This window comes from Pseudolysobacter antarcticus (genome assembly GCF_004168365.1).
In the GTDB taxonomy this organism is placed as follows: domain Bacteria; phylum Pseudomonadota; class Gammaproteobacteria; order Xanthomonadales; family Rhodanobacteraceae; genus Pseudolysobacter; species Pseudolysobacter antarcticus.
Map to the genome: position 1 here is coordinate 24572 of NZ_CP035704.1, position 15882 is coordinate 40453.

The window sequence follows — 15882 nt, forward strand, 5'->3', positions numbered from 1 at the left end:
CAGGATGGAATGCGAACATTGTCGCGGCTGTCGTCACGAAAGCAAGTCCGCCGTTGCGATCGATGATTACGCGGCGAAGGCACGATGCGACAATGGCGCATGCAAACCGCGCGGCAATCTCATCCTGGAAATTTCTCGTGCTTGCGCGCTGGCGTTTGGATGCTCGCGTGTCTGATTGCCGGTTGCGCACGCGTGATTGTGCCGCTCGAACAACAAGCCTACGTCTGGCAACGAGTCTGGACGCCGGCGGTTATCGATGCGGCGCGCGCTGCGCCCGCCGATTTTTCTGCACTGCGTGTGCTGGTCGCGGAGATGCGTAGCGATGGTGAATTGCAGCCGATAAATCCAACGCTAACCGTGCTCGCGCAAACCGGTTTGCCGGTCACCGCCGTGGTGCGTATCGATGGTCAGCTCGCACCCGGGAGCAGCGTCGTTTTGCTGCCGATCCTGACGGCGCTGCAACAACAATTCCACGATGCCGGCATCGTTTTGCGCGGCATCGAGATCGATTACGATTGCGCCAGCGCGCGTCTGCCACAGTACGCAGTCTTGCTGGCCGAGCTGCGCCAGAAATTGCCGCCCGAGCTGCGCCTGTCGATCACCGCGTTGCCGACCTGGCTGCAAACCAGCGAACTCGAAACCTTGCTCGCGTCGGTCGATGAAGTCGTGTTGCAAGTGCATGCGGTACAAGATCCGAATCGCGGTTTGTTCTCACGCATACACGCCGCAACGTGGATCGCGGCGTTCGCCGCGCGTAGCAACAAGCCGTTTAGAGTCGCGTTGCCGGCGTATGGTTCGCGCGTGGATTGGGACGAAAACGGTCGAGTCATCGCGGTCATCAGCGAAACCTCGGCATCAAGCACCGGCATCGAACAGCGCGAATTGCGTGCCGATCCGCGCGAGGTCGCCGTTTTGCTGCAAGCGCTGCAGCGCGATCCGCCGCCGCATTTGGCGGGCATCGTCTGGTTTCGTTTGCCGACCGCCGACGATCAACGCGCTTGGCGTACAAGCACCTTGCATGCAGTGATCGCAGGCCAGCCGTTGCGTGCCGATCTGCGCGCGCAGTTGGCGTTGCGCGAGGCGCCGGGCCTGTACGACGTGCTGCTGCAGAACCGCGGCAATCTCGATGCCGATCTGCCCGCGTCGGTTCGCGTGACTGCATCCGGCTGCCATGCCGATGCACTCAACGGTTATGTTTTGCCGGACGATGAAAACTCGCCCGCAGAAAATGAGCTGCACTGGAAATTGCAAAAACCGGCGCGCCTTGCGGCCGGCCAGCAGCGTATTATTGGCTGGCTGCGTTGCGCGGATTCTTTGTCGGGGAGTGTCATTCATGTCGAGCCGTAAACACCTTTTTTGTGCACTGGCCTTGTTGCTGGGCACGGCCATGCCTGCGCTCGCCTGCGGCCCGGATTTCCCGCAACAATTACTCGCCGATCGACGCGATACCTTGCTGGTTTTGCCGGAAGGCACGTTCGACTTTGAAGTCTCGCGTTTGTCGCCTGCGCTAACCGACAAATTCAAGGCGATCGAAGCTGGGCCGTGGGAGGAACCGACCGCGCTGCGCGACAAGGTCGATCACGACAACCTGCGCGCCGAAGAACTGGAAAAAGTGACGCGTGTGCGCAGCCAGGCCGATGCAGAAAAAGCCTATGCCGAAGGCGTTGGATTGTCCGAGGAGTTGCGCACCTACACCGCGGGCGCGGTTGCTTTCAGCACCGGCCAATATCCCGCCGCTTTGAGTCGCTTCAACGCGGTGCTGGCCTTGCCCGCAACGGAGCGCGCGCGGCGCGGAACTTGGGCGGCGTACATGGCGGGTCGCAGTCTGGCCAAACTCAATCGCAACGACGATGCCGCCGCCGCATTTGTGCGCACACGCGAACTCGCGCAGCAAGGTGCGGCCGATCCGTTGGGACTAGCCGTGGCGAGTTTCGGCGAACAAGCGCGACTGCTGCTCGATCGTGGCGAAACCGCCAAAGCCATCGCGCTGTATGCCGAACAAGCGGCGCACAATTCCACCTCGGGGCGCGCGTCGCTGTTGCAGATCGCGCGCAAGTTGATCGCACAACCGCAGCAATTCGATACCGAATTGAGCGATCCGTTGACGCAACGTTTGCTGATCGCCTACGCATTCACGCGCAGCGGCGAGCTCGAAGAAAATCGCGCCGACAGCGAACTGGCAAAGTCATCGGCGACGCCGATCAAGGCCGCCACAACTCTGCCGCCGGCGATCGAAAAATTGCTGAAAGCGATCGAAGCGCGCGGGCTAGACAAGGTATCGGGCGTGGATCGACTCGCGGCTTTCGCCTATCGCGCCGGACGTTACGATCTCGCCGAAAAATATGCGATGCATGACGACAGCGCGTTGAACTGGTGGATCCGCGCCAAACTCGCGTTGCGCAAAGGCGATACCGCCGCTGCGGCACAGGCGTATGCGAAAGCCGCCAGTAGCTTTCCGCAAACCGAGAATTGGGGCGCTTATTTTTCTGCCGAAATTGGCAGCGTTGTCGATCTGAAGCCCGCGTGTCGAGTCAATGGCGAAGCCGCCACGCTCGCGCTGTCGCGCCGCGATTATCGCGAGGCGATGGATCTGTTGTATCGCGCCGGTTCGCAATACTGGACTGACGCGGCTTACGTCGCCGAACGGGTGCTCAGCATCGATGAGCTCAAGGCGTATGTTGATGCGAAGGTGCCGGCGAGCACGGCCAAGCCCGGCGCGACCAATCCCGATGGCGAAGATCTGATTGCCAGCGATCCGGCCACGCAATTACGTGCGTTGCTCGCGCGTCGGCTGTTGCGCAGCGCACGTTACGACGAAGCATCGGTGTATTTCGACAATGCCGAGCTGCAAGGCAAATCGCGCGAACTCGCCAGTGCCAGACACGCCAGCGAACAAGGCGCGCAGATCGCCCGCGCGCGTGGATTTTTTGCGGCGGCAAAAATCGAGCGCAGCAAAGGCATGGAACTGCTAGGTTTCGAAGGCGATCCGGACTTCGCTCTGTATGCCGGCGACTTCGACCTCAATTCGCCGTTCACCTACGACGCCGGCTACAACGCCGTGCCGCATCCGCGCACCGATCTGAAAATCATCGGCGACTACACCAGCGATGACGAGCGCAGCCGTGTCGCCAGCAGCAAGGCTGCCCCGCTGGCGCGTTATCACTATCGCTTGAATGCGGTCGACGATGCGGGCAGGGCGGCGGATTTATTGCCGCCGCGCACGCAGGCATTTGCCGCGGTGTTGTGTCAGGCGACGTCGTGGATCATCGACCGCGAACCCGCGATCGCGCAGAACGTTTACGCGCGTTATCTCAAGCAAGGCGCGCTGGTGCCGTGGGGTGCGAGTTTCGGCCGCACCTGTCCCGAGCCTGATTTCGCCGCTGCGGAAAAGCGTCTATGGGATCAGCGTATGGCGTTCTACAAACATCAGGCGCGGCATTGGGCGCCGTGGATTGGTGGGGCGCTGATCGTGTTGATCGGTTTTATATTCTGGCGCCGTCGCCGCGTTCGATAAAGCTCGCGTGAGGCCACACGAACTCGTCCGCGTTATGCGTAGGTCGGAAAAGCGCAGCGCCTTCCGACAATTGACGGTCGGGCAGTTCGACATGCGACGGTCGCGACTCCCGGAATCCGGATTTATCCTGCAACTATCGGATAACGCGGCTGCGCCGCTCATCCAACCTACGAGCTCGAATGGGATTTTGGCTCGCGGAGTCATGTGCCCATGCAGGCAATCGAGCCGGAAGTAATTTTAGTCCGGGCATATCAAATATTTTCGCCGCGACAGGTGATGCAATGACCCAGACGTTTGGAGATTTTCTCGATACACAGGGCGACTTGCATGACTGCGAAGTCAGAAATATGTGGTGGGACATTGGTTCAAGTGCGATGGAAATATCGCTTGTTGATGCCAATGCCAATTTTTTAGGGCTTCCAGAATACATTGGCCCAATGCCGGGGCGCATTTGTTTCAATGGCGTGCAATCTATTGATTTCCAGATGTCCCACGCAGAACCCAAACTATCCATTTACGAGGCTAACTTTTATCTTGATGGCGAATATTCGGTAACTGAGTTTCGGTTCTCACCAAGTGGGAAAATTGTAATCAGGTGTCGCTCGATACATTTCCATAAAGTGAACGTAGATGGCGTTTAAGTTGGAATAATTTTTTTCACAAACGTTATCGCTGCAGTACGTAGGTCGGAAAAGCGTAGCGCCTTCCGACAATTGACGACCGGGGGAGTTCGGCATGCGACGGTCGCGACTCCCGGAATCCGGATTTATCCTGCAATTGTCGGATAATGCGGCTGCGCCGCTCATCCAACCTACGAGCTCATCCAATCTACGGGATACGAAGCCATTACCCCGTCGCCGCGTAGGTCAACGCAATTCGAGGCCGTCTGCAAAAATGTTATCCGGATTGATTACCTCGACGGCGCCGATGTCGCAACGCGGACCTTGTGGGCGCAACACACCACGCTGGTCGATGCCAGTGCAGCTGGCGTTGTTGCCGTTGTCGATGGCCGAGCTGCCTGCGCCGGGCAACAGGCTTGGCGTGGCGCCGCCGTTGCTGGCCAGGGTGCCCAACATCGGATCGGCATCGCGATTGCCGCCGCCGTCAATGCCTGTGCTGGATTTCCAGCCGCCGCCGCTGCCGCCCGAGCCCTGGATGACGCTGTAGCTGATGGTAGTGAATGCGCTGATGCTAGCGATCTCCAACCCACTAGCAGCGCTGTCCCCCCACGCAATCACATTGCTGAGGGTGGGGGTTCCGCCGACGGTGTACATCGCACCGCCGGAGACAGATGCGCTGTTGCCGCTGAAAGTAACGTTGACGAGGGTTGGGCTGCTGCTGCCATTGTCCGACCCCGCGTTATAGATCGCGCCGCCACGGTTGGAGCCATTGTTGACGAAGGTAACGTTGTGCAGGGTTGGGTTGCTGTTGCCGTTGTACCCATAGTTGAGTATCGCACCGCCGCCGTTGGCGGCATCACTGTGGTTGTTGCTAAAGGTGACGTTGATTAGGGTCGGGCTGCCGTCGCCGGAGTTGCTGCCGTTATTGCTCATCGCGCCGCCGCCATCCGCATAGTTGCCGCTGAATATGACGTTGCTGATGGTCGGCCTGCAGGCATTGTCGCGGCCATGGCCATCGCAGACCAAACCGCCGCCGCTACGGTTGAAGGTAGCAGGGTCAATGCCGTTGCCGCCGCTGATGGTGAACCCGTCCAGCACGGTACTGGCAGTGATGTTGCCAAGGCTACTTATGCCGATCATGGACACGACGGTGTAACTGTTGTCGGCATTGCCGGCGGCACCGATTTCGCCCGAAAGGGTGGTGAGGTTGGTGGCAGGATTGCGCGCGCTGCGTACACTCTCGGTGCCGGCAAATCCTCCGAACAGACTGACCCCTGACCGGATGTTGAACGTGGCGCCGCGATCAGTACCGCTGGTAGGCGTGTAAGTGCCGGATTTGACCCACAGTTCAGTGCAGTTGCTGTTGGTCAGAGCCCCTTGCAGGGTGCTGGTGACGCCCCAGGCGCTACCGTCGCCGCCGCCGAGTGTGTCGACCCGGCATATAGCCGCGCCAGCCGTAGTGGCGGCGGCGACGCCAGTCAGGGACGCAAGCAGCAGCCAACCACGCAGGGCGATACGGCAGCGGTGGGAAGAACGACGCAACATGATCTTTATCCTTGCACTTGGATGTTCGACCCACGCGCGATTGCGTACGGACTCTATCCACAAAGCAGAATACGAAGATTGTGTGCCTCGGGAAATAACCTGATCAGGTTAGATCGCACCAAACCCATGGTTGAAATAGGCGACAATGCGCACCCCCTTCAGCAAGCAATGCCGATGCGCGATAGCACCACGGATGACATATATGCCTTATGGGATGAACTGGCTGGTTTCCCCATCAGCCAAGCCGACGATGCCCTCAATCACATGCTGTCGCGCCTGTGTTCCCTGTTCGACGCAAAAAATGCGCTCTGGTCTGTCGTGGTGCGGCTGCCGACGCCTGCCGAAGGTGATTTGCTCAATGGCTGGCGACCACGCTTGGTGCGGCTTTTACATCCTCTCCCGTCGCTAGCGACATCGATCCAGGCCCAGGTCGACAAACTCTGGCTGCCGGAGGTCGACATCTCGGCGATCATCGGGGCTGCCGGAGATGAGCCTTTTTTGACGAGGCTTCTTTCGGAAGCACTGCCCCGTGACTGGTTCGAGGGCGAACATTACCGACGTCACTATCTGGACGTAGGTCATGCCGATCACCTATCGGCTCGATGCGCCATCAACGAAGATGTCAGGATTCATCTCTTTCTGTACCGTGGCTTGACCGACCCACGTTTTACAGCGGACACCAAGGCTCCGTTTACCCTCGCCATACGTGGTCTGCGATGGCTCCAGCATCAAATCGTGCTTAGCCACGGAATTCACGCAGCGAGCGCCCCGCTTACACCCACGGAGCGCAGCGTCTTGCTCGCCCTGCTTGGCGGCGAGACGGAAACGCAAATTGCCCGGTCATCAAGTAAAAGTTTCAACACCATTCATGCCCACATCAAATCCATTTACAGCAAGTTTGGTGTTCACAACCGTCCCGCACTGACCGCGCTTTGGCTGAGTCAGGGCGCTTCCGTCATCAAGCCAAAACCTCCTGCAGCTTGAGCATGAACATTCAAGCGATAATCAAAAATCGCCTTCGCTAGTCCAGCCTTCACCGCTGCCGCGTTGGATCACATTGTCGCCATCCTGCACGTCGCCCGCTGGAAATTCCGGTTGATCCTTTATCCCGGCATAGATCGGGCGGAAATCCGGCACGGTGGATTCGAACAGCTGCTCGAAGCTGTCGATCACGAAATAGGATTTCTGGAAGGTATCGATGCGATAGCGCGTGCGCATGATGCGTTCGAGATCGAAACCGAAACGGTTTGGCGCGGCACTGTCGAGGCTGTAGATCGATTCGCCCTTGCTCGACAGAATGCCCGAGCCGTAAATGCGCAAGCCGGCTTTGCTGCGGATCAGTCCGAACTCGACCGTGTACCAGTAAAGGCGCGATAGCTGGATCAGCGCCTGGTCGCCGACACCGGAGGCTTTGACGCCGCCGAGGCCGTAGTGCTGCATGTAGTCGGCGAAGACTGGATTCATCAGCAGCGGCACGTGGCCGAGCAGGTCGTGGAACAGATCCGGTTCGGCGATGTAGTCGAGCTGGTCGGGGCGGCGGATCCACCACGTGACCGGGAAACGGCGCTTGGCGAGATGATCAAAAAACACCAGCTCGGGCAGCAGACCTTCGACCGCGACGAGTTTCCAGTCGGTTGCCTCGCGCAGTTGCTTGTTGAGATCGGCGAAGCGCGGAATCTTGTCCGGCGTCATGCCAAGCGTCTGCACGCCTTCGAGAAATTCCGGGCAGGCGCGATCTTGCAGCAACTCCCACTGGCGCTTGAACAACGTCGCCCACGTGCTGTGTTCGGTCGCGGTGTAATTGTCCCACTGCTGCTCGACGATGCCGGTGGTGTAGACCGGCACATAACCCTTGTCGGTTTGCTGGTGTTCAACGCGGCGTGGGGTGTTGTCGTTCATGGCTGTGGCCCTGGATCGATGGCGAGAATGCAGCGGCTAGTTTAATCGCAACCGGGTTCGCTGCGGTTATCGCCGAATATCCGTCATTCCCGTCTGCACGAGTGACGAACGAGCAAGCGCCAAAACACGACTTCCAGCACGCTAGGCGCAACTCGCCACGCAGGCTAAGCTCTGTGGCTCGAAGACGGAGAATCTGCGATGCGCAACTGGCTGGCGATAGTGTTGATGGGTGCGACGATGATCGCGCAGGCGCAGAGCGCCGACGACAAATTCCGCGCGTTGTACGAGCGCGAATGGAACTGGCGCTTGCAGGAATCGCCGCAACTCGCCACCAATGTCGGCGTGCACGACTACGACACGCGGCTCGAATCGGTGACCGAAAAAACCCAGCTCGAACACAAGCGTTATCTGCAGGATGTGCTCAAGCAACTCGCGACGATCGACCGCGCCCAGCTCACGCCGGCGCAGCAGGTCAACTACGCGATTTACAAGGATCAGATCACCAACGCGGTCGGCTCGATCGAGGTGCAGGATTACCTGCTGCCGTTGAACAGCGATTCGAGTTTTTACGGCGATCTCGCGCAGTTGCCGCAGAGTTTGAACTTTGCCACGATCAGCGATTATCGCAATTACATCGCGCGCCTCAACGATGTGCCGCGTTATTTCGACGAGAACATCGAGCTGATGCGCCTTGGCATCAAACGCGGCATCACCGTGCCGCAGGTGGTGTTGACCGGCCGCGATGCGGCGTTACGTGGCCAGGTCGAAATCAAACAAACCAGCGACAGCGGTTTCTACGCGCCGTTCAAGAAATTGCCGGATTCGATTTCGGCCAGTGACGCCGAACAACTGCGTGCCGAGGCGAGCAAGGCGATCCACGATCACGTGATTCCGGCTTACGCCAAAGTGCTCAAGTTCATGCAGAACGAATACGTGTCGAAGGCGCGCAAGAGCATCGCCGCGTATGCCTTGCCGAACGGCAAGAATTTTTATCAGCAGCAGATTCGCACCTACACCACGCTGAATCTTTCGCCGGAAGAAATTCACGCGATCGGCCTGAAAGAAGTCGCGCGCATTCATACCGAAATGGAAACGATCATCAAGGATGTGAAATTCTCGGGCGACTTCGCCGCGTTCCTGAAATTCCTGCGCACCGATCCGCAGTTCTACGCCAAGACGCCGGAAGAGTTGCTGATGCGCGCGAGCTGGATCGCCAAGCGCATCGATGCGCAATTGCCGCACTTCTTCGGCAAGCTGCCGCGCCAGCCGTTCGGCATCGCGCCGGTGGCGCCGGAAATCGCGCCGTTCTATACCAGCGGCCGTTATGCGGGCGCGGCGGAAGGCAGCCACGCCGCCGGATTTTATTGGGTCAATACCTACGATTTGCCAAGCCGCACTTTGTATACTTTGCCGTCGCTGACCTTGCACGAATCCGCACCCGGCCATCACACCCAAGGCGCACTCGCGAATGAGCAGGGTGAGCAACCGCCGTTCCGTCGTTACAGTTATATCTCGGCGTTCGGCGAAGGCTGGGCGCTGTACGCGGAGCATCTCGGGGTCGAGATGGGCATCTATCAAACGCCGTATGAAAACTTCGGTCGGCTGACTTACGAAATGTGGCGCGCGTGCCGGCTCGTGGTCGATACCGGCATGCATGCGAAAGGCTGGACGCGCGAGCAGGCGCTGGCCTTCATGCACGACAACACGGCGTTATCCGAACACGAAATCGAAACCGAAACCGATCGCTACATCAGCTGGCCGGGGCAGGCGCTGAGCTACAAACTCGGTGAGTTGAAAATCCGCGAGCTGCGCGCGAGCGCGGAAAAACAGCTTGGTGCAAAATTCGATATTCGCGCATTCCACGATGCGGTATTGAGCCTCGGTTCGGTGCCGCTGCCGCTGCTCGAAGAACGCATCAACGCGTTCATCGCCGAGTCGCATTAAGACACTGCGGTGTTCACGCGTATCGGGGATGATGCGCGTGAACACTGCGAAATGAATCGACGCTAGCGTTCGTCGCGCTGTGTTTCGGCGTCGACCACGGCGATGCGTCGCGGCTCGTGCGGATCGGGAAACTGGAGCACATTGCCGGCGTTGCGCTGGCGTTGTGTCATCGCTTCCGGGCGATGCCAAAGTACCGGCACGTGATGCGGGCGCGTTGGTTCGAATTCGTCATCATGCGCGTGTTCCTCGGCATAACGACGCTGTTCTTCTTCGAGATCCCAGCTGTATTTCTTGCGCGCCGGCAATGGATCGAGTCGATCCCACAAGATCGCTGCGATGGCGCCGCCGAACGCGCCGAACAAATGGTATTCCCACGAGATATCCGATTCGTGCGGCAACACCGTCATGACCATGCCGCCGTAGAAAAAGAACACCGCGAGTGCAATCGTGATCGCGAGCCGATCGCGGCGCAGCAGGCCGATCACGAACAGGAAAAACATCAGGCCGTGGATGATTCCGCTGATGCCGAGGTGATGCGACGGTCGGCCCCACAACCACACGCCGAGGCCGCTCACGATCCAGATCAGCGGTAGCGCACGGCGCACCGCGAGCGGATACGCATACAGCGTCAGCGTGCCGAGCAACAGCAGTGGTGCTGTGTTGGAAACCAGATGCGCGAGCGACGCATGCGCCAGCGGCGCGGTGAGGATGCCGAGCAGGCCGCGCCAGGTACGTGGCAGCAACGCAAGATCATCGTTCGACCAACCGAGCGAGATCGTCGCGATCCACAACAGCCACAGGCCGCCGACTAGCGCCAGCGCACTGAGAAATGCCAGCCGCAGCCGCGCGCGGTCGTTGCGCACCAGCACGGTGCTCGGATTGACGGGATCGAGATCGAACACGGGAGTATTCATCGCGATGACTTGGTGGCGGTGTGTATGTATCGCAAGTGGCGAGCCGCTGGCGCGATCAAGCAACGCCAGCGATGCCGTGCACGCCTATGGCAGAATGCCTGATCTGTAGTCGGGAATCGCCGTAATGATCCATCAATATCGCAACGTTTTATTTCTCCTCGCGATGCTCGGTTTTTTATCGGTCGGCAACGCCATCGCGGCGGGAGCAACCCAGGAAATTACGCTGCCCGGAAAAGGCAGGTTGGTGTTCAACGTGCCTGCGGGATGGCAGATGAAAGTGTTGGACAATCCGGCGAATCAACCGCCGATGATCGAGTTCGATCCGAGCAAAGGCGATGCGATGCGCATGCGTGTGGTCGTGCTCTGGACCAAGCCGCCCGATGCCACGTTCAACACGCCCGAGGCGCTGCGTAAACTCATGCAGAAAGCCGGCGAGGGCCAGTTGTTCACCGCGACCGAGCAACAGGTCGACCTCAAGGAATTGCACGGCAACGTCGGCGCGGGATATTGGTATGCGTTGACGGATCGCGCGCCGCAGGCCGGCGATTTCCAATACATGCTGCACGGTGCGTATCCGGTCGGCCCGTTGCTGCTCGACTTCACCGCTTTGTCGCGAAACACGCTGCGCGATGGCGACAAGGATTTGCTCGGGGCGATCGGCAGCGCGACGCTGGTGCCGGAAAAACCGTAAGGCGGCGATAGGCCGTTTTCATATGGAACGAGTATTTTTATTTGTGTTTTTTACAGCACTGTTAGGGTGTAGTGCCGTTGCTACATGCGCTAGCACTTATCAGTTGTTCTATTTTTTTGGCTTTTCGGCTGATTTTGTTGTTGTATCAAAGTACGCTGTGTGCGAACAGCCGCTGAACAATAGATGTGAGGCTCATTACGTCACTCGCAGCGCCAACGGGACATCGGGAGAGCTTGCCCCTTTTGGCTACGAATTCGAATCCGAGGCATTGGAACCCGGAAGTCGTGTCGTCAAACGCGACATTGGGTTCTCAAATGAGATTAATGGCAAACGAGAACTTTGGCCCTATTTGTGGCCGCACATAATTGTCTCTTTGCTAGGGGAGGCTGGACTATTGATTTGGTATTTTGGTGGCGGGTTAAAGGTTTTTAACCACTGGTTGCGCGGGTTCCACACTGAAGACTAACAGGCTCAACATTCGCGGGTCCGCTTCTTAATTCCAGGATAGAAATGAGCGCAACAGATGTGCGCTCACGCCGCTTTGCAAGCGTGCGCTACAAACCAAGATCGCTGAGGCTTGGATGATCGAGCGGTCGCGGGCCGGTTCGATCCCAAAAGAATTTGCGTTCGGATCCATCGATCGCCACATCGTTGATCGAGGCATGGCGAATACGCATCAATCCGCGTTCGTCGAACTCCCAATTCTCGTTGCCGTACGCGCGTTTCCAGTGGCCGTTTTGGTCGTGGCATTCGTAGGCAAAACGTACCGCGATACGGTTGTCGCCGAACGTCCAGAGTTCCTTGATCAAGCGATAATCGTGCTCGTTCGCCCACTTGCGCGTGAGGAATTCGACGATCGCCGCGCGGCCTTGGAAAAACTCCGAACGATTGCGCCACTGGCTGTCTTCGCTATACGCCAGCGCAACCTTTTCCGGACTGCGACCGTTCCAGCCATCTTCCGCGGCGCGAACTTTTTTCAGCGCCGTTTCGAGCGTGAACGGCGGTAGTGGTGGGCGAGTTTCCGCAGCGCTGGTCATGGTAATTCCTGTGCTGTTGGCAAATGGATCAGGCAACGTTGTGCAGTAATGAAATATCCGCGACTTCGAGAAACATACGGCGCAATTGCGCAAGCAGGCTCAGGCGATTGCGGCGTTTCGCCGTATCATCGACCATCACCATCACGCCTTCGAAAAACGCATCGACCGGCGCGCGTAAATCAGCGAGATGCTTGAGCACATCGACGTATGAGCGTGTCGCGAGCAGCGGCGTTATCGTACTCGATGCTGCTGCTATCGCCGCATGCAAATTTGCTTCGGCGCCGGTTTCGATCTGGGCGCAAATCAACAACTAGACTTATCGATAAGCGTTAGCTATCCGCCATCGTTGCCCATCGTGCTCGTAAATCACGATCTGCATCAGCGCACACTACGCTTTCCCCGCGATGATGGTGAACCACTGGCTGTCACGCCTTGCATGTGCCAACCTGGAAGTGCCGTGGGTACCTGCACTCCCGGCGCCTCCGGCAATTTTTCGAGGAGCGTGTCGATGGCGAGGCGCACACGTAGCGGCATGTATTCAGTCACCGGCCAGACCGCATGACTATCCATCGACGCTGAGGGCCGGTTCTCCCATAACGGAACAAGCGTACCGGCCTGAATGCGCTCACGGATAAGCCAGTGCGGCAACCACGCAAGACCCATGCCTGCCACGGCCGCATCGGCGGTCACTTCCAAATCATCAAGCCGCAGGCGCGAAGCGAGCGTGACTTCGATCAAGCGACCATTCGCGTCAGCTAACAGCCAAGGATACGGATTGCCCATGCGACAGTGAATCAATACATCGTGCGTGGCCAGAGCTTCGATAGTGTCAGGCTGGCCACGGGCTTTCAGGTAGTCAGGAGCCGCACATAACGCCTTCGGCTGAGTCGCCAAACGTCGGGCACACAGTCCAGTCGCCTCGCCCAATGCGCCGTTTCGGATACCGAGGTCGAATCCTTCGGCAATCAGGTCGACCGGACGGTCGCTGAAACTCAGCTCGAGCTCCAATTTGGGGTGCAGCCTTGCAAAGTCCAGCAGGATTGGGGCGATGCAGTAGCGGCCGAACAACACCGGCATGGTGATCCGCAAACGTCCGGCGACTTCCTGTTTGCCGGATTCCAGTTGCGATTCGGCAGCGCGCAGTTCTTCGATCGCCCGCAAGCATCGCTCGTAGTAGACATGACCGTCTTCGGTCAGGTTCTGGGTTCGCGTCGTGCGATGAAAGAGGCGCACGCCAAGGCGTGTTTCCAGGCGCGCGATCGCTTTGCCCACAGCTGATCGTGATAGCGCCAGGCGTTTGGCCGCGCGGGCAAACCCGCCCGCCCCCACCGCCTCTACGAAGACCGCCACGCCATCCAACCGACCTCGCATGTCCGTTTTCATCAATGCCTCCGCCAGCGGAAAAAAGGTTCGCGCGTCCTTCGCAACAGAAGGCTGTTTCCTTGTCAGGCTGCCTGCATGACGCATTCCGCTCACACAGAACATAGCTTAGCTGTTTAATCGTAGCGTTTGATTCTACAAAGATGGGAAAAACTATCGCCACTAACGCACCCATTTCTACAGTAGCATTTTCTCCATTCAATGCGGCTGCAATGTTCGCGTCGGTGCCAATCGAATTGTTGTCACCTACAGCGCCGCATCCGTGACCATCTTTTTACCTTTGAGAACTCCCGATGCAGATTTCGATTATCTATGACAGCGGCTATGGCCACACGGCCAAGCAAGCCCAAAGCGTGGCCGAGGGCGTGCGCCGGGTGGAGGGTACAGAGGTGCGTCTGATCCCTGTGTCCGAAGGGCACATACCTTGGGAAGTGCTTGAGGCAAGCGATGCCATTGTCTTCGGCTCACCCACTTACAGTGGCTCACCCAGCGCGCGCTTCAAGCAATTCTGCGAAGACTCCACCAAGGCTGCCTGGAACCAGATGAAATGGCGCAACAAAGTTGCCGCGGGGTTCACAAACTCAGGTGCGCAAAATGGCGATAAGCTGAACTCGCTGATCTCGATGGCGCTGTTTGCCGCTCAGCACGGCATGCTGTGGGTAGGTCTCGATCTGAAGCCCGGTAACGACACCAGTCGTGGCAGCGTGCATGACCTCAACCGCTTGGGTAGCTGGCTAGGTGCGATGGCCCAATCCAACGGGGACCAAGGGCCTGATGACACCCCCATCAAGAGCGATTTGGAAACCGCTGCTTACCTCGGACAGCGGGTGGCCGAGACCGTCCGCCGGCTCCAACCGACCTGATCTTATTTCCCCCGACCACGGAGTCTCATCATGAAACTGCTCTGCCTCGACATCCCTCAGCCTGGTGCCAGCCTGGAAAAGTATCAACCGCATTTGCTGGACGAAGCCCGCCACGCATGGCAGCTCTACAAGAGCGGCATCGTGCGAGATTTATATTTCCGCCAGGATCGCCCGGGGTTGCCCTCATCGCTGAATGCGATTCGGTGGAAGCCGCCAAACAAGCCTTGCGCGAATTCCCGCTGGCCAAGGCCGGGATCATTGATTGGGAAGTCATTCCGCTCGGTCCTTTCCTGAACTGGGAATTGCTCTTCGCACCAGGTAACGCCTGATATTTCCGGTCCTTCACTGTGTGTTTCGTGGCAGGCGTCGTTGCGCACTTCAACGGCACCAGTTTCGATAGAAAGGAATTCAGATCATGAACGTTTTAAGCTACGCCGCTCAATCGGCCAGCGGGGATCTCGCGCCTCTTGCATTGGAGCGACGCGAGCCCCGGACGGACGACGTCGTCATCGACATACTGTTTTGCGGGGTCTGCCACACGGACCTCCACTTGGCTCGCAACCACGGCGGCTTCACCAGCTATCCCATCGTCCCGGGGCATGAAATTATCGGCCGGGTCCGGCAGGTTGGCGCCGCGGTGCAACGTTTCAAGGCGGGCGACCTAGTTGGCGTCGGCTGCATGGTCGATTCCTGCCAGCATTGTCAGCCTTGCCTGAAGGGATGGGAGCAGGATTGCGCCGAAGGCGCGACTTACACCTACAACAGCATCGACAGGCATGACGGGATGCCGACTTTCGGCGGTTATTCCAATGCGATTGTGGTGACGGAGAAATTCGTTCTCACTTTGCCAGAAGGAATGGACCCCGCAGGCGCCGCCCCGCTACTCTGCGCCGGCATTACCACTTGGTCGCCGCTGCGCCGCTGGAATGTCGGCGAAGGCAGCAAGGTCGCCGTGATCGGCCTTGGTGGTCTCGGCCACACGGCGCTGAAGCTGGCGAAGGCACTTGGTGCCGACGTCACCCTGTTTACGCGTTCGTCCGGCAAGGAGAAGGACGCCTTCCGTCTCGGTGCCGATCATGTGGTGTTGTCGGGCGATCCGGCACAGATGGCAGCCGTCGCCGGCCGTTTCGACTTGATCATCGACACGGTGCCCTATGACCATGACGTCAACCCATATATGCCGACGCTGGTTCTTGAAGGCGTGCTAGTCCTGGTCGGCTACATGGGACCTCTGGGAACGCCGGTAAATGCCGGCGCGGTCGTGCGTGGTCGCAGGGCGATCACGGGCTCCTTCATCGGCGGTATCGCCGAGACGCAGGAAATGCTCGATTTCTGCGGAAAACACGGCGTCGTCTCGGATGTCGAAATCATTTCCATCCAGCAGATCAACCAAGCCTATGAGCGCATTTTGAAGAGTGACGTGAAATATCGCTTCGTCATCGACATGGCTTCCCTCAAATCCTAAGGAACAAATT

16 protein-coding genes are annotated in these 15882 nt (G+C 58.7%); 10 read left to right on the forward strand and 6 right to left on the reverse strand.

From position 1 onward, the window contains the following. Window positions 1-141 precede the first annotated feature (141 nt). From ELE36_RS00220 to ELE36_RS00230, 3 genes are all read left to right on the forward strand, one after another. Window positions 142-1347 (forward strand): DUF3142 domain-containing protein, encoded by a 1206-nt coding sequence (locus ELE36_RS00220; RefSeq protein WP_165371401.1) that lies wholly within the window; start codon window positions 142-144, stop codon window positions 1345-1347. Further along, window positions 1334-3514 carry a hypothetical protein gene (locus tag ELE36_RS00225; protein ID WP_129831179.1) on the forward strand — a complete coding sequence of 727 codons (2181 nt, stop codon included), beginning with the start codon at window positions 1334-1336 and terminating at the stop codon, window positions 3512-3514. Before ELE36_RS00220 ends, ELE36_RS00225 begins: the two co-directional genes overlap by 14 nt. 179 nt (window positions 3515-3693) lie before the next feature. Further along, complete coding sequence (locus ELE36_RS00230; RefSeq protein ID WP_129831180.1) at window positions 3694-4155, forward strand: hypothetical protein; 462 nt, start codon at window positions 3694-3696, stop codon at window positions 4153-4155. Window positions 4156-4380: 225 nt separating this feature from the next. Here the strand turns inward: ELE36_RS00230 and ELE36_RS00235 are convergent, their stop codons facing one another. Next, window positions 4381-5679, reverse strand: coding sequence for a choice-of-anchor Q domain-containing protein (locus ELE36_RS00235; RefSeq protein WP_129831181.1), 1299 nt, complete (start codon window positions 5677-5679; stop codon window positions 4381-4383). A gap of 126 nt (window positions 5680-5805) precedes the next feature. Between ELE36_RS00235 and ELE36_RS00240 the strand changes: the two genes are divergently transcribed. Next, window positions 5806-6663, forward strand: coding sequence for a helix-turn-helix transcriptional regulator (locus ELE36_RS00240; protein ID WP_242512322.1), 858 nt, complete (start codon window positions 5806-5808; stop codon window positions 6661-6663). 21 nt (window positions 6664-6684) lie between these two features. On the opposite strand, the gene phhA is transcribed toward ELE36_RS00240, so the two are convergent. Continuing rightward, window positions 6685-7578 (reverse strand): phenylalanine 4-monooxygenase, encoded by an 894-nt coding sequence (gene phhA / locus ELE36_RS00245; RefSeq protein ID WP_129831182.1) that lies wholly within the window; start codon window positions 7576-7578, stop codon window positions 6685-6687. A gap of 198 nt (window positions 7579-7776) precedes the next feature. Between phhA and ELE36_RS00250 the strand changes: the two genes are divergently transcribed. Further along, window positions 7777-9522, forward strand: coding sequence for a DUF885 domain-containing protein (locus ELE36_RS00250; protein WP_242512323.1), 1746 nt, complete (start codon window positions 7777-7779; stop codon window positions 9520-9522). A gap of 62 nt (window positions 9523-9584) precedes the next feature. Here the strand turns inward: ELE36_RS00250 and ELE36_RS00255 are convergent, their stop codons facing one another. Continuing rightward, window positions 9585-10436 carry a rhomboid family intramembrane serine protease gene (locus ELE36_RS00255; RefSeq protein ID WP_129831183.1) on the reverse strand — a complete coding sequence of 284 codons (852 nt, stop codon included), beginning with the start codon at window positions 10434-10436 and terminating at the stop codon, window positions 9585-9587. A gap of 124 nt (window positions 10437-10560) precedes the next feature. On the opposite strand from ELE36_RS00255, the gene ELE36_RS00260 reads away from it, so the two are divergent. Both ELE36_RS00260 and ELE36_RS00265 read left to right on the forward strand, forming a co-directional pair. Continuing rightward, window positions 10561-11127 (forward strand): hypothetical protein, encoded by a 567-nt coding sequence (locus tag ELE36_RS00260; protein ID WP_129831184.1) that lies wholly within the window; start codon window positions 10561-10563, stop codon window positions 11125-11127. A gap of 22 nt (window positions 11128-11149) precedes the next feature. Continuing rightward, window positions 11150-11593: a hypothetical protein gene (locus tag ELE36_RS00265; protein WP_129831185.1), complete on the forward strand. Its 444-nt coding sequence runs from the start codon at window positions 11150-11152 to the stop codon at window positions 11591-11593. Window positions 11594-11681: 88 nt separating this feature from the next. Here ELE36_RS00265 and ELE36_RS00270 read toward each other — a convergent pair whose 3' ends face one another. From ELE36_RS00270 to ELE36_RS00280, 3 genes are all read right to left on the reverse strand, one after another. Then, the gene (locus tag ELE36_RS00270; protein ID WP_129831186.1) at window positions 11682-12164 is read right to left on the reverse strand and encodes a nuclear transport factor 2 family protein; all 483 of its coding nucleotides are present in this window, start codon (window positions 12162-12164) and stop codon (window positions 11682-11684) included. Between the two features lie 28 nt (window positions 12165-12192). Then, window positions 12193-12474, reverse strand: coding sequence for a DALR anticodon-binding domain-containing protein (locus tag ELE36_RS00275; protein ID WP_129831187.1), 282 nt, complete (start codon window positions 12472-12474; stop codon window positions 12193-12195). Between the two features lie 68 nt (window positions 12475-12542). Next, window positions 12543-13631, reverse strand: a complete 1089-nt coding sequence (locus tag ELE36_RS00280) for a LysR family transcriptional regulator (protein WP_242512324.1) — start codon at window positions 13629-13631, stop codon at window positions 12543-12545. Window positions 13632-13837: 206 nt separating this feature from the next. Between ELE36_RS00280 and ELE36_RS00285 the strand changes: the two genes are divergently transcribed. The 3 genes from ELE36_RS00285 (at window position 13838) to ELE36_RS00295 (ending at window position 15872) form a co-directional block, all read left to right on the forward strand. Further along, window positions 13838-14407, forward strand: coding sequence for a flavodoxin family protein (locus ELE36_RS00285; RefSeq protein ID WP_129831188.1), 570 nt, complete (start codon window positions 13838-13840; stop codon window positions 14405-14407). Window positions 14408-14610: 203 nt separating this feature from the next. Next, complete coding sequence (locus ELE36_RS20900; protein WP_277987061.1) at window positions 14611-14736, forward strand: hypothetical protein; 126 nt, start codon at window positions 14611-14613, stop codon at window positions 14734-14736. Window positions 14737-14822: 86 nt separating this feature from the next. Further along, window positions 14823-15872, forward strand: a complete 1050-nt coding sequence (locus tag ELE36_RS00295) for an NAD(P)-dependent alcohol dehydrogenase (RefSeq protein ID WP_129831189.1) — start codon at window positions 14823-14825, stop codon at window positions 15870-15872. The last annotated feature ends 10 nt before the right edge of the window (window positions 15873-15882 follow it).

What these genes read in the sequence shown, in the direction of transcription:
- ELE36_RS00225 (WP_129831179.1), top strand. Translation starts at nt 1,334, where the DNA reads ATGTCGAGCCGTAAACACCTTTTTTGTGCACTGGCCTTGTTGCTGGGC.
- ELE36_RS00230 (WP_129831180.1), top strand. Translation starts at nt 3,694, where the DNA reads ATGGGATTTTGGCTCGCGGAGTCATGTGCCCATGCAGGCAATCGAGCC.
- ELE36_RS00235 (WP_129831181.1), bottom strand. Translation starts at nt 5,679, where the DNA reads ATGTTGCGTCGTTCTTCCCACCGCTGCCGTATCGCCCTGCGTGGTTGG.
- ELE36_RS00240 (WP_242512322.1), top strand. Translation starts at nt 5,806, where the DNA reads ATGGTTGAAATAGGCGACAATGCGCACCCCCTTCAGCAAGCAATGCCG.
- phhA (WP_129831182.1), bottom strand. Translation starts at nt 7,578, where the DNA reads ATGAACGACAACACCCCACGCCGCGTTGAACACCAGCAAACCGACAAG.
- ELE36_RS00250 (WP_242512323.1), top strand. Translation starts at nt 7,777, where the DNA reads ATGCGCAACTGGCTGGCGATAGTGTTGATGGGTGCGACGATGATCGCG.
- ELE36_RS00255 (WP_129831183.1), bottom strand. Translation starts at nt 10,436, where the DNA reads ATGAATACTCCCGTGTTCGATCTCGATCCCGTCAATCCGAGCACCGTG.
- ELE36_RS00260 (WP_129831184.1), top strand. Translation starts at nt 10,561, where the DNA reads ATGATCCATCAATATCGCAACGTTTTATTTCTCCTCGCGATGCTCGGT.
- ELE36_RS00265 (WP_129831185.1), top strand. Translation starts at nt 11,150, where the DNA reads ATGGAACGAGTATTTTTATTTGTGTTTTTTACAGCACTGTTAGGGTGT.
- ELE36_RS00270 (WP_129831186.1), bottom strand. Translation starts at nt 12,164, where the DNA reads ATGACCAGCGCTGCGGAAACTCGCCCACCACTACCGCCGTTCACGCTC.
- ELE36_RS00280 (WP_242512324.1), bottom strand. Translation starts at nt 13,631, where the DNA reads ATGCGTCATGCAGGCAGCCTGACAAGGAAACAGCCTTCTGTTGCGAAG.
- ELE36_RS00285 (WP_129831188.1), top strand. Translation starts at nt 13,838, where the DNA reads ATGCAGATTTCGATTATCTATGACAGCGGCTATGGCCACACGGCCAAG.
- ELE36_RS00295 (WP_129831189.1), top strand. Translation starts at nt 14,823, where the DNA reads ATGAACGTTTTAAGCTACGCCGCTCAATCGGCCAGCGGGGATCTCGCG.